The sequence below is a fragment of the Streptomyces purpureus genome, from assembly GCF_014648195.1.
GTDB lineage: Bacteria > Actinomycetota > Actinomycetes > Streptomycetales > Streptomycetaceae > Streptomyces > Streptomyces purpureus.
In genome coordinates this window covers 76,545-89,064 of record NZ_BMQQ01000031.1, presented here as the reverse complement: position 1 = coordinate 89,064, position 12,520 = coordinate 76,545, and the positions used below count along the sequence as shown (strand labels likewise).

The 12,520-nt window shown below is 71.4% G+C and carries 13 protein-coding genes; 5 read left to right on the top strand and 8 right to left on the bottom strand.

Going from position 1 to position 12,520, the window contains the following annotated elements:
* Positions 1-123: 123 nt before the first annotated feature.
* Positions 124-1,392: a L,D-transpeptidase gene (locus IEZ01_RS29245; protein WP_019889000.1), complete on the bottom strand. Its 1,269-nt coding sequence runs from the start codon at positions 1,390-1,392 to the stop codon at positions 124-126.
* Positions 1,393-1,616: 224 nt separating this feature from the next.
* Entirely contained in the window at positions 1,617-1,973 is a 357-nt protein-coding gene (locus IEZ01_RS29240; protein WP_040875192.1) for a hypothetical protein, read from the bottom strand.
* Positions 1,974-2,081: 108 nt separating this feature from the next.
* Here IEZ01_RS29240 and IEZ01_RS29235 point away from each other — a divergent pair, with 108 nt between their 5' ends.
* The gene (locus IEZ01_RS29235; protein WP_028797890.1) at positions 2,082-2,351 is read left to right on the top strand and encodes an LAETG motif-containing sortase-dependent surface protein; all 270 of its coding nucleotides are present in this window, start codon (positions 2,082-2,084) and stop codon (positions 2,349-2,351) included.
* 71 nt (positions 2,352-2,422) lie between these two features.
* On the opposite strand, the gene hutH is transcribed toward IEZ01_RS29235, so the two are convergent.
* From hutH to IEZ01_RS29210, 5 genes are all read right to left on the bottom strand, one after another.
* Entirely contained in the window at positions 2,423-3,964 is a 1,542-nt protein-coding gene (hutH, locus tag IEZ01_RS29230) for a histidine ammonia-lyase (RefSeq protein ID WP_189204680.1), read from the bottom strand.
* Between the two features lie 109 nt (positions 3,965-4,073).
* Positions 4,074-5,213 carry a GGDEF domain-containing protein gene (locus IEZ01_RS29225; protein WP_040875191.1) on the bottom strand — a complete coding sequence of 380 codons (1,140 nt, stop codon included), beginning with the start codon at positions 5,211-5,213 and terminating at the stop codon, positions 4,074-4,076.
* A gap of 96 nt (positions 5,214-5,309) precedes the next feature.
* Complete coding sequence (locus tag IEZ01_RS29220; RefSeq protein ID WP_019888995.1) at positions 5,310-6,104, bottom strand: enoyl-CoA hydratase/isomerase family protein; 795 nt, start codon at positions 6,102-6,104, stop codon at positions 5,310-5,312.
* Positions 6,105-6,149: 45 nt separating this feature from the next.
* Positions 6,150-7,286: an adenylate/guanylate cyclase domain-containing protein gene (locus tag IEZ01_RS29215; protein ID WP_189204668.1), complete on the bottom strand. Its 1,137-nt coding sequence runs from the start codon at positions 7,284-7,286 to the stop codon at positions 6,150-6,152.
* A gap of 154 nt (positions 7,287-7,440) precedes the next feature.
* Complete coding sequence (locus IEZ01_RS29210) at positions 7,441-8,292, bottom strand: biotin--[acetyl-CoA-carboxylase] ligase (RefSeq protein WP_019888993.1); 852 nt, start codon at positions 8,290-8,292, stop codon at positions 7,441-7,443.
* A 122-nt stretch (positions 8,293-8,414) separates the two neighbouring features.
* Between IEZ01_RS29210 and IEZ01_RS29205 the strand changes: the two genes are divergently transcribed.
* Positions 8,415-10,016: an acyl-CoA carboxylase subunit beta gene (locus tag IEZ01_RS29205; RefSeq protein WP_028797888.1), complete on the top strand. Its 1,602-nt coding sequence runs from the start codon at positions 8,415-8,417 to the stop codon at positions 10,014-10,016.
* Between the two features lie 46 nt (positions 10,017-10,062).
* Positions 10,063-10,269 carry an acyl-CoA carboxylase epsilon subunit gene (locus tag IEZ01_RS29200; protein ID WP_078513391.1) on the top strand — a complete coding sequence of 69 codons (207 nt, stop codon included), beginning with the start codon at positions 10,063-10,065 and terminating at the stop codon, positions 10,267-10,269.
* Between the two features lie 70 nt (positions 10,270-10,339).
* Here IEZ01_RS29200 and IEZ01_RS29195 read toward each other — a convergent pair whose 3' ends face one another.
* Positions 10,340-11,473, bottom strand: a complete 1,134-nt coding sequence (locus tag IEZ01_RS29195) for an SGNH/GDSL hydrolase family protein (protein WP_019888990.1) — start codon at positions 11,471-11,473, stop codon at positions 10,340-10,342.
* A gap of 36 nt (positions 11,474-11,509) precedes the next feature.
* Between IEZ01_RS29195 and IEZ01_RS29190 the strand changes: the two genes are divergently transcribed.
* Both IEZ01_RS29190 and mmpB read left to right on the top strand, forming a co-directional pair.
* A complete protein-coding gene (locus tag IEZ01_RS29190; RefSeq protein ID WP_052185682.1) occupies positions 11,510-12,187 on the top strand; it encodes a TetR/AcrR family transcriptional regulator in 678 nt (225 codons plus the stop codon).
* A 75-nt stretch (positions 12,188-12,262) separates the two neighbouring features.
* Positions 12,263-12,391, top strand: coding sequence for a morphogenic membrane protein MmpB (gene mmpB / locus IEZ01_RS35755; RefSeq protein ID WP_019888988.1), 129 nt, complete (start codon positions 12,263-12,265; stop codon positions 12,389-12,391).
* Positions 12,392-12,520: the final 129 nt, after the last annotated feature.

Sequence of the window (12,520 nt, the reverse complement as noted above, 5' to 3'; positions counted from 1 at the left end):
CAGGAACAAGATCAGCACGCACCCGGACACCCTGCCGACCAAGATCGCTGAACACAAGACCCACGGCTCAGCTCATTCTGAAACGATCAGTTACTCACGCCGCTGTCAGGCAGCCGCTGCGGCTCAGACCGCCGAGCCGGCCTTCCACTGCGCCCAGCTCATGTTCCAGCCGTTGAGGCCGTTGTCCGGCTTGATGGTGGCGTCCTTGGAGTTCTTGACGATCACGACGTCACCGACGATCGAGTTGTCGTAGAACCAGGCACCGGGCTGGTTCGGGTCGTTGGCGCCCTTGACGTCGTTCAGACCGACACAGCCGTGGCTGGTGTTGGTGGAGCCGAAGATCGAGTCCGGGCCCCAGTAGTTGCCGTGGATGAAGGTGCCCGACGTGGACAGCCGCATGGCGTGCGGGACGTCCTTGATGTCGTACTCGCCCTTGCCGTCGTCGTCGGTGAAGCCGACGGTGGCGCCGTTCATCCGGGTCTCCTTGAACTTCTCGGAGATCACCATCTGACCGTTGTAGGTCGGGTTCTCCGGGGAGCCGGCGGAGATCAGGATGGTCTTGACCGTCTTGCCGTCCTGGGTGACCTTCATGGTCTTGGTGGCGACGTCGACGGTGGAGACCTGGTTGCGGCCGATCTTGAAGGTGACCGTCTTCTGCTGGACGCCGAAGACACCCTTGGCGCCCTCGACACCGTCCAGGTCCAGCTTCAGCGTGACGGTCGAGCCCTCGGTCCAGTACTGGTCGGGGCGGAAGTCGAGCCGCTGGGAGTTGAACCAGTGGCCGACGACCTCCTGGCCGCTGCTGGACGACACCTTGATGCCGCTCTGGACGGCCTTCTTGTCGGTGATCGCCTTGTTGAAGTTGATCGACACCGGCATGCCGACGCCGACGGTGGAGCCGTCCTCGGGCGTGAAGTTGCCGATGAAGCTGTTGGCCTTGGAGACGGTGGCGAAGGACGCGTTCTCGTGGGCCTCGCGGCCGTCGGCGTCCTTGGCGGTGGCCGCGATCTTGTAGGTGGTAGCGCGCTCCAGCTGCTCGCTGGGCTTCCAGCTCTTGCTGTCCGCGGCCATCTCACCCTTGACGCTTTTGCCCTCGGCCGTGGTCATGGTGACCTGGGTGAGGGTGCCGTCGCTGACGGTCACCTTGGCGTCGTTGTTGATGCCGGCGTTGTCGGCGCCGTTCTTGGGCGAGATGACTATTCGGGCCTTGGAGGTCTCCTGGGCGGCCGCCTCGTCGATCTGCGCCTGTGACTTCGTCGAGGCGTCGGCGGCAGCGCTGCCGCCCTTGTCGCCGTCGCCCGTACAGGCCGAAAGCACCATCACGCCGCCGAGCAGCGCGGACGCGGCCATCAGACCCCGCCGCTTGCTTGCCGTCATCACACGCTTCTCCATCGCTGCCGATCCCCTGCCATCTCTTTCCAACAACACCCATAACAACCCGAGCGGTTCCACATCTGGTCCAGATGTGGGGAACACCACTGATCGACGCGCCCGTGCACCGGGTGGTTCCCCGGTATACGGGCGGGGTGCCGAGGAAGCGGACGGGCCCGGGCCCGCGGCGTGCCGCCGGGGGCCGGCCGGGGCGCCCGGGGCCCGCCGCGGGTCGGCGCCGTGCCCTAGGAGCGGCCGGGATTCACGATCCCCTCGTCCTCTTCCTCCTCCTCATCTTCCTCGTCCAGGTCCCACTCCTGGGCGTCGGGGTCGTACTCGATCTGCTCGCTGCTCCAGGACGCCTGAACGAGATCGATCCCCGGCACCTCGGTGACCAGGTCGAACGGCTCGATCAGATAGGCGAGCGCCTCCGCCTCGTCCTCGCGTACGGCGGAGCGGGCATGGGACCGCTCCTCCTCGGGCATGGATTCGTCGTCCTCGATCCGCCCGATGGCGGCGCCGGTCAGGGCCTCGGCGTCCTCGATCTCCAGGACCACCTCCACCCGAAGCCGTACATACCGTGATGTCTCAGAAGTGCTCATACGTCGGAGCGTAGGCCGCGCGACGGCCGCGACTTTCCTGCGACCCGCTGAGTTCATTAGCATCGGCGGACACACCAATTCCCGGTTGCCGTAAAGGGGATCGAATCTGTGTCCGTCGCTCGACGCCCCCTGTTGACCGCCACCGCCGCGGGCACCCTGCTCTGCGCCCTGTGGTTCGTGCCGTCGGCCAACGCCACGGACGAGACCCGGACCGGGCATCAGCCCCGGCCGGCGGCCGGGGCCGGGACGGAAGCGCTGAGACTGGCGGAGACCGGCTCGGTGAGCACGACCCCGTATCTGATCGGCGGGACCGCGTTCCTCGGGGTCGGAGCCGGGTTCGTGACGCTGGCGATGCGCCGGGCCGGCCGCCAGAGCTGACCGTACGAAGACGCGGAAAGGGCCGCCCCCGGTGGATCCGGGGGCGGCCCTTTCGCGTCGGCGCGGGCGGCTCAGGCCAGCGGGCCGGTGACCGGCTCCACGGCCGCGAGCAGCTTGCCCTCCCGTACGAAGGTCTCGGCGGCGGCCAGGTCCGGGGCGAGGAAACGATCCGGCCCAGGGCCCTCGACACCGGCCGCGCGCAAGGCGGAGACGACGGCCTGGGTGGCGGGCGCGGGGGTGAGGCCGCGGCGGAGCTCGACGGCGCGGGTGGCGGCGTACAGCTCGACGGCGAGGATCCGGCTCAGGTTGCCGACGGCGGTACGCAGCTTGCGGGCGGCGGACCAGCCCATGGAGACGTGGTCCTCCTGCATCGCCGAGGAGGGGATGGAGTCGGCGGAGGCCGGGACGGCGAGCCGCTTCATCTCGCTGACCAGGGCGGCCTGCGTGTACTGGGCGATCATCAGGCCGGAGTCGACACCGGCGTCGTCGGCGAGGAACGGCGGCAGGCCGTGGCTGCGGTTCTTGTCCAGGAGCCGGTCGGTGCGGCGCTCGGCGATCGAGCCGAGGTCGGCGGCGGCGATGGCCAGGAAGTCGAGGACGTAGGCGACCGGGGCGCCGTGGAAGTTGCCGTTGGACTCGACGCGGCCGTCGGGCAGGACCACGGGGTTGTCGACGGCGGAGGCGAGCTCGCGCTCGGCGACGAGGCGGGCGTGGGCCATGGTGTCCCGCCCGGCACCGGCGACCTGCGGGGCGCAGCGCACGGAGTAGGCGTCCTGGACGCGGGGCGCCTCTTCCTCCTGGAAGTGGCCGGTGAGGCCGGAGCCCTTGAGCACGGCGAGCATGTTGGCGGCGGCGGCGCCCTGGCCCGGGTGGGGGCGGATGGCGTGCAGCTCGGGGCGGAGGACCTTCTCGGTGCCGAGGAGGGCTTCGAGGGTGAGCGCGGCGGTGACGTCCGCGGACTTGTAGAGGAGCTCCAGGTCGGCGAGGGCCATGATCAGCATGCCGAGCATGCCGTCGGTGCCGTTGAGCAGGGCGAGGCCCTCCTTCTCGCGCAGTTCCACAGGCGCGATGCCGTGGGCGGCGAGCAGCTCGCCGGCGGGCCGTACGGTCCCGTCGGGGCCCTCGGCGTCGCCTTCGCCCATCAGGGTCAGCGCGCAGTGGCTGAGCGGGGCGAGGTCGCCGGAGCAGCCGAGGGAGCCGTACTCGTGCACGACGGGGGTGATCCCGGCGTTGAGCACGTCGGCCATGGTCTGGGCGACGCTCGGGCGGACGCCGGTGTGGCCGGAGGCGACCGTCTTGAGCCGCAGGAACATCAGCGCGCGGACGACCTCGCGCTCGACGCGAGGGCCCATGCCCGCGGCGTGGGAGCGGACGATGTTGCGCTGGAGCTGGGCTCGTAGCTCGGGGCTGATGTGCCGGGAGGCGAGCGCACCGAAGCCGGTCGAGACGCCGTACACCGGCTCGGGCTTGGCGGCGAGCGCGTCCACGATGCCCCGCGCGGCGGCGAGCGCGTCGAGGGCCTCCGGGGAGAGCTCGACCCGGGCGCCGTGGCGGGCGACGGCGATGACGTCCTGTGCGGTGGTGCCGGTCGTCCCGAGCACAACTGTGTGCATATCCATATTCAGCAGCGTACGGATTGAATCCCAACGTGTCACTAGGTGTCCGTGTCACAAGTCATCCAGCTGACGGCCCCTTACGGCAGTGACTCCTACGGCACGACTCCTACGGCCCGGGGTCGGGCGTCTCCGGCGGCTCCACCACCGCGTCGCGGAAGCGGCGGCGGTCGCGGTGGGGCGGTGCGTCGGCGAGCCGGACGACCGAGCCGTCACGGCCGGCCACCACCGGCTTCGAGGAACGGGCCGCCTTGGCGCGGTACTGCGCCGCGTCCGCGAGGCGGAACAGGCGGCGGGCCGAGCGGAGCTGGCCGATCGGGTCACCGGTCGAGGCGATCCCGCAGGCCACCCCCTCGCCGAGCTCCAACTCACCTGCCCGTACGCACAGTTCTTCGGCGACCTTGACCACCTCGTCCGAACTCGGGCCGACCGACAGCAGGCAGAACTCGTCCCCGCCGAGCCGGGCCGCCAGCGCGCCCGGGAGCATCGCACCGCACCGCGAGAGGACCGAGCCGAACCGTTCGAGCAGCCGGTCGCCGACCGCGTGGCCATGCGTGTCGTTGACCCGCTTGAGGCCGTTCAGATCGCAGACGACCAGGCTCACCACCGAACCGTCCGCGCGGTAGCGCTCGATCGCCTCGTCCAGCCGGGTGTCGACCGCACGCCGGTTGGCCAGCCCGGTCAGCGGATCGGTGAAGGCGAGCCTGCGGACCTCCTCCAGGCGTTCGGCCTGCGCGATCCCGGCCGCGACCACGGACGCCAGCACGGTCGCGAAGTTCGCGTCGGCCCGGTCGAACACCGGCGCCCCGGCCGGCCGGGCCACGTACAGCTCACCCCAGGCGCGCCCGTGGAGCACGATCGGCGCGACCACGCAGCAGCCGCGGCCGCGGCGGCGCAGCGCGCTCACGCGGTACCCGGCCAGGTCACCGTCGGCGGTCTCCACCCAGGCGTCGGGCTCGCCGCCCCCCGCCCACTGTTCGTGCAGAAATTCGGTGATCTCGGGAAACTGATGCACCGGATAGGTCTCGGAGTCCGGGAACTCCTCCTCCCCCACGGCCCGCTCGCCCGCGTTGACCAGCACTTTCAGCCGGCCGAGCTCCCGCTCCCAGACGGACAGCGCCGCGAACGTCCCACCCAGCGCGTCCCTGGCCCCGAGCGCCGCGGCCCGCCAGAACTCACGCGGCGTGTGCGCCGCCGCGGTCGCCTGCGCCAGCGCGACCACGGCCCGCAGCCGAACATCCTCTCCCATTCCTACAGCTTAGGGAGGTTTCACCCGTTTTCACTCGCGGGACGTCACCGTCCGCACACAGTCACGGACAGTGACGACCGGATCAGTCGCCCGGGGTCACTCGCCCGGCCACTGCGGCTTCCGCTTCTCGTTGAAGGCGGCCACACCCTCCGCCCGGTCGCCCGAGAAGGCCACCGACCGCCAGGCCGCGTCCTCCACCTCAAGGCCGGCCCGCAGATCGAGCCCTTGCCCGAGCCGCATGGCCCGCTTGGCGGCGCGCAGCCCGACCGGGGAGTTGCCCGCGATCCGGCCGGCCATCTCCAGCGCGGCCGTCCGCGCGTCCTCGGCGAGCTCGTCGACCAGGCCCAGGTCACGGGCCTCGGCCGCTTCCACCCGGCGCGCGGTGAAGACGAGTTCGGCGGCGCGCGCGGCCCCGACCCGGCGCGGCAGCAGCTGGGTGCCGCCACCGCCGGGGATGACGCCGACCGACACCTCGGGCAGGCCGACCACCGCGGTGCTGTCGGCCACGATCACGTCGCAGGCCAGCGCGAGCTCGAAGCCGCCGCCGAGCGCGAAGCCGTGCACGGCCGCGACGGTCGGCATCGGCAGTTCCAGGACGCCCGTGTAGGCGGCGCGGGCGGTGGGCCGCTGGCGTACGAGCTCCGCGTCCGTGAAGGAGTTGCGCTCCTTGAGGTCCGCGCCCACGCAGAACGCGCGGTCGTTGGACGAGGTCAGGACGGTGACCCGGACCGAGGCGTCGGCCGCGAGCGCGTCACAGGCGGCCCCGATCGACCGGGCCATCTCGCTGGAGACCGCGTTCATCGCCTTGGGCCGGTCGAGCACCAGCTCCGCGACATGCCCGTCCCCGTGACGCCGTACCGCCACGAACTCACCAAAGCGCTGCTCGGACATGACCTCAGACCCTCCCGGTTAACGATGGTTCACCGGAAGCAGATCCTAGGTGGGCCGCCTCGTCAACAGCCAGGGCTCCACGACACCCAGTCCACGCACGGGCCGCTGCCACATCGGCTGGAGCGCGAAGCGGTACGAAGGGGGCGCCTCGCCCTCCTTCTCGGCCGCGGCGGCCTCCTCGGCCACCTGCGCCTCCGAGACCGGCGCGTCACCCGTGCGCGACAGCTCCTCGGCGAACGCCCCGTCCACCAGGACCGCGTCCTTCGGCGCTATCGAGGTGAGCCGGCTGGCGAGATTCACGGTCGTGCCGAAGACATCGCCCATCCGGGTCGTGACCGTGCCGAAGGCGATGCCGACGCGCAGCGCGGGCATGGTCTCGTCGTGGGTGAGCGTCTCGATCAGCCGCAGCGCGATCTCGGCGGCCGTACCGGCGTCGTCGGCGGCGTACAGCACCTCGTCGCCGAGGGTCTTGATCAGCCGCCCGCCGTGCGCCGCGACCAGGTCGGCGCAGGTGGTCTCGAACGCCTCGACCAGCTCGCCGAGCTCCTCCTCCTCCAGACGGCGGGTGAGCCGGGTGAAGCCGACCAGGTCGGCGAAGCCGACGGCGAGCCGGCGGTCGACCATCTCCTCGTCGTCGGCGGCCTGCACGACCCGGCCGGTGGCGGCGGCGAGCTGGCGCCGCCACACATAGACCAGGAACTCCTCCAGCTCCGGCAGGAGCAGCTCGACCAGCGGATAGGTGACCTCGGTGCGGGTCATGCCGGGCTCGGGAGGCTCGGTCAGGCCCTCCAGGAACGAGTCGATCTGCCATTCGGCGAGCCGGGCGGTGGTCTGGCCGGTGGACCGGGCCACCTGCACCGCCATCGGCTCGCTCAGCAGCCCCGCCTCGACCAGACCGGCCAGCCGCCGCAGGGCCAGCACATCGGCCTCGGTGAGCGCCTTGGCCTGGCCGATGTCGGCGAAGCCCATCGCCCGCCAGAACCGCGACGCCAGCTCCATGGAGACCCCGGCCGTCCGCGCGGCCTGGAACGGCGTGTAGCGCCGCTCGGCGCCCAGGATGAGCTGTTCGAGACGGATCGCCAGGGGGTCGTCCGTCGGCTCGGCCGTATGGTCGACAACATGGTGGGGGGTGGGATACGAGGGTGGCTCAGCCCCGCCCGAAGTCGTGTTGTCGACGGTCACCGGCCGCCTCCTGCCCGTTCCCTGCGCACTGCCCTGCCGATCTGTCGTGGATCGCCGTCCACGATACGGCAGGTGTGCCCTAGCTCACGTCCTGGTTCACCGCTCACATCCCGGTTCGGGCCACTGTGCGGCCGTGCCGCGCGCATGGCCGGTCTCAGCGCTCCGTGCGCAGATGGACGACGTCGCCCGCGCCGACCGCCTCCGTGCCGCCGCCCTCGGTGGCGACGACCAGCCGGCCGTCCCCGTCGATGGCGACCGCGTCGCCGACCAGGGCTCGCTCGCCGGGCAGCTCGGCCCGTACGGCCCGGCCCAGGGTGGCGCAGCCGGCCGCGTACGCCTCCTGGAGCCCGGAGGCCGCCGGGTCACCGTCCGCCGCGCTCCACTTCTCGTACCAGTGCTCCAGGGAGCGCAGTACGGCCCGCAGCAGGGTGTCGCGGTCGGTGGAGGCGGCGTCCGCGAGGAGGAGGGAGCCGGCGCCGGGTACGGGCAGCTCGTCCTCACCGAGGGTGACGTTGATGCCCAGGCCCACGACGACGGAGTCGGCGCCGACCCGCTCGGCGAGGATGCCGCCGGTCTTGCGCTCCTGGTCGCCGACGGTCACCAGCAGGTCGTTGGGCCACTTGAGGGCCATGTCGACACCGGCGGCCTTGGCGAGGCCGGCCGCGGCGGCGACTCCGGTCAGCAGCGGCAGCCAGCCCCAGCGCTCGGCCGGGACGTCGGGCTTGAGCAGGACGGAGACGAACAGCCCGGAGCGCGGCGGGGAGACCCAGTCGCGGTCGAGCCGGCCGCGCCCGGAGGTCTGCTCCTCGGCGACCAGGACGGTGCCGTGGGCGAGCTCCTCGGCACGTGCGGCCAGGTCGGAGTTGGTGGAGCCGGTGGTGCTCACCAGCTCGAAGGAGCTCCACAGTCCGTCCGGCCGGATCAGCGCGCGGCGCAGTGAGGAGGCGTTCAGCGGGGGCCGGTCGAGGTCGGACCAGCGGCTCTCGGGCGCATTCTGTGGCGTCATGCAAGCCAGCCTAGGTGTGGCAAACACCGCACTGCCGAACCGTATCGGCGCCACTACGCTACGGGTCAGTAGGCCATTCGTAGCCATCGAACCCCCGTGACCAGGCAGGGAGCCGCATCCCGATGTCCGAGCCGGCAATGCACCAAGAGATCGACATTCACACGACCGCGGGCAAGATCGCGGATCTGGAGCGCCGTATCCACGAGGCGACACACGCCGGCTCCGAGCGTGCCGTGGAGAAGCAGCACGCCAAGGGCAAGCTCACCGCGCGCGAGCGGATCGACCTGCTGCTCGACGAGGGCTCCTTCGTTGAGCTGGACGAGTTCGCCCGGCACCGCTCCACCAGCTTCGGCCTGGAGAAGAACCGCCCGTACGGCGACGGTGTCGTCACCGGCTACGGCACGGTCGACGGCCGTCCGGTGGCGGTGTTCTCGCAGGATTTCACCGTGTTCGGCGGGGCGCTCGGTGAGGTCTTCGGGCAGAAGATCATCAAGGTGATGGACTTCGCGCTGAAGACCGGCTGCCCGGTGATCGGGATCAACGACTCCGGTGGCGCCCGGATCCAGGAGGGCGTCATGGCCCTCGGCATGTACGGCGAGATCTTCCGCCGCAACACCCACGCGTCGGGCGTGATCCCGCAGATCTCGCTGGTCGTGGGGCCGTGCGCGGGCGGCGCGGTGTACTCGCCCGCGATCACCGACTTCACCGTGATGGTCGACCAGACCTCGCACATGTTCATCACCGGCCCCGACGTCATCAAGACCGTCACGGGCGAGGACGTCGGCTTCGAGGACCTGGGCGGCGCCCGGACGCACAACACCACCTCCGGTGTGGCGCACCACATGGCGGGTGACGAGAAGGACGCCATCGAGTACGTCAAGTCGCTGCTGTCGTACCTGCCTTCGAACAACCTCTCCGAGCCGCCGGCCTTCCCCGAGGAGGCCGACACGGCGGTGAGCGACGAGGACCGCGAGCTGGACACGCTGATCCCGGACTCCGCCAACCAGCCGTACGACGTGCACACGGTCATCGAGCATGTGCTGGACGACGGCGAATTCCTGGAGACGCAGGCGCTGTTCGCGCCGAACATCGTCACCGGCTTCGGCCGGGTCGAGGGCTTCCCGGTCGGCATCGTCGCCAACCAGCCGATGCAGTTCGCGGGCTGCCTGGACATCAACGCCTCGGAGAAGGCGGCGCGTTTCGTGCGCACCTGCGACGCCTTCAACATCCCGGTGCTCACCTTCGTCGACGTGCCCGGCTTCCTGCCCGGCGTCGACCAGGAGTACGGCGGCATCATCCGGCGCGGCGCGAAGCTGATCTACGCGTACGCGGAGGCGACGGTCCCGCTGATCACGGTCATCACGCGCAAGGCGTTCGGTGGCGCGTACGACGTCATGGGCTCCAAGCACCTCGGCGCGGACCTCAACCTGGCCTGGCCGACGGCGCAGATCGCGGTGATGGGCGCGCAGGGCGCGGTCAACATCCTGCACCGCCGTGCCATCGCCGAGGCGGGTGGCCCGGAGGAGACCGAGGCGACGCGGGCGCGGCTGATCCAGGAGTACGAGGACGCGCTGCTGAACCCGTACACGGCGGCCGAGCGCGGCTACGTGGACGCGGTCATCCGCCCCTCGGACACACGTGCCCAGGTCGTGAAGGGGCTGCGTCAGCTGCGGACGAAGCGGGAAAGCCTGCCTCCGAAGAAGCACGGCAACATCCCCCTGTAAACCGTCCCCCGCGGGCCCGCGGGCCCTTCTCCGGTGAGGAGTCGTTGTGATCAAGGTCGTTCGAGGTAACCCGACCCCGGAGGAGCTGGCCGCCGCACTCGCGGTGGTTCAGGCGCGGGCCGCGGCGACGGCGTCGTCCGCGGCCGGGGCGCCCGAGGTGCCGCAGGAGTGGTCGGCGCCCGCCCGGATCGCGCGGTACACCCGGCCCAGGCCGGGTCCGAAGTCGTGGGCCAGGTCCTACTGGCCGCTCTGACCGATCGACGAAAAAGGAGGCCGGGCCCCGTGTGCGGGGGGCCCGGCCTCCTGGCCGTTCCGGACGCGGCTCACAGCAGCGGGGCCACGGCCTCGGCCATGACGCGGTAGCCGGCGTCGTTGGGGTGCAGCCCGTCCTCGTAGGCGTAGGCGGGGTTGAGCACGTCCGGGTCGGCGGGGTCGGCGAGCAGCCGGTGGAAGTCGACGACGGCGTCGAACTCGCCCGATTCCCTGATCCAGTCGTTGACCTCGGCGCCGGTCTTGGCGGAGTGGTGGCCCCAGTGGGTGGTGCCCTTGAAGGGGAGCACGGTGGCGCCGACGATCCGTACGCCGCGGGCGTGGGCCTGCCGGATCAGGGTGCGGTAGCCGGCGATCAGCTGCTCGGCGGTGACGACCGGCGCGGGCTTGTACGTGGGCTGGTCGTGGGCCTCGCTGTAGCCGAGGTCGTTGAGGCCTTCGAGCAGGACGACGGTGGAGACGCCGGGCAGGTCGAGGGCGTCGCGGTGGAAGCGGGCCGAGGAGCGCTCGCCGTACCAGGCCGAGTCGTTGAGGACGAGGTTGCCGCCGATGCCTGCGTTGAGCACGGGCCGGTCGGTGAGGGCGGCGAGCGCGTCCGAGTAGCGGTGGTCGGCGTTGGGGGTGGAGCCGAAGCCGTCGGTGATGGAGTCCCCGAAGAGCACGACCGCGTCGGTCCGGTCGGCGCCGCTGACGTCGATCCCGGCGAGGTAGTACCAGGACTGGGTGTGCTCGGTGAAGGGCTCTCCGGTGGTGTCGGCGAGCTGGTCGCCGTCGGCGCGGAAGGTGTCGGTGAAGCCCTGCGCATGGAAGGTGGCGGGGCCGGTGGTGCCGGTGAGCTGGAGGGTGACGGTGACCGCGTCGAGGCGGGCGACGGGCAGGTCGACCGGGTCGCTGGTGAGCTGCCCGTGGGCGCCTACAGCGGCGGTGGTGCGGCCGCCGAAGGTGACGGGGCGCGCGCCGGTGACGGCGGCGCCGCCCGCGCTGTGGCCGACGGTGGCGCCGCTGATGTGGAGGGGCGCGGTGCCGTAGGCGTTGGAGAGGCGGATACGGAGCTGGTCGCCGGCGGCCGTGACGCGCACGATCTGGCGCAGGGTGTGGTCCGAGAAGCCTTCCTGGGACCAGTTGGGGGTGAAGCCGGTGGAGGGCAGCTGGGGGGACGCGGTCCAGGCGGCGGTCCAGGTGTTCATGTCGCAACTCCCTAATGGGTTCGTTTTCCCGTTAAGATGGTTGGGACGCTAGCAGAGGATTCCGCTTTAACGGAACTGGAGACCCATTTGAGTGCATCGAAATCGGCCACACCGGGGACGGTCCGCCCTGGTGGCCGTACCGCGAAGGTCCGCGCCGCGGTCCTGGAGGCCACCAGGGACGCCCTGGTCGCGGAGGGCTTCCACGCCCTCCACCTGGACCGGATCGCGTCGGCGGCGGAGGTCGGCAAGACGACCGTCTACCGCCGCTGGGGCTCGCCGGTGGGCCTGGTCGCCGACCTCCTGCGGGACATGGCCGAGCAGTCCGTGGCCGCCTCCGACACGGGCTCCCTGGAGGGCGATCTGACCGCCAACGCCGACCTGGTGCGCCGCACCCTCACCGACCCGGGCTCGGCCCCGCTGTTCCACGCGGTGATCGCGGCCGCGGCCTGCGACGGCGACTGCGCGGCGGCCCTGAACGGCTTCTACACGACCCGCCTGAAGGAGTGGGCGCCGGTGGTCACCCGCGCCGCGGAACGTGGCGAGATCCCGGCGTCCACGGACGCGACGGAGCTCCTGCGGGCGGTCGCGGCGCCGCTGTACTACCGCTTCGCGATCAGCCACGAGCCCCTGACGGAGGAGACCGCCGCCCGCGCGGTCCGGGCGGCCCTGACGGCGGCTCAGGCGGGCGTGTACGCCACACGTACTACGCCGTGATTAGTCCCTTGGCACCGTGGCGCCTGAGTACGGGTACTCAGGCGCCACGGCCACGCTGGCAGCACGATCGGTCACATGCTCTGGTCCGACCCGAAGAACGAGCCGCCGAAGGACATGCGCGACATGCAGGCGACGATGCGCCGCGCGGGCGTCCTGCTGGCACTGGCGATGGTGGTGGCGATGTTCGTGGCGGGCGTCCGCTGACGCCTCCGGCCGGGCGGCGGAGGGCGAGGCCGGATCCGGGCCTCGGCGGCCGGGCGGTCCGGGGCCGGGTCCGGACCTCGGCGGCCGGGCGGGCGGCGATTCCGCCGGCGCCCGTCCGGTGGATACCCT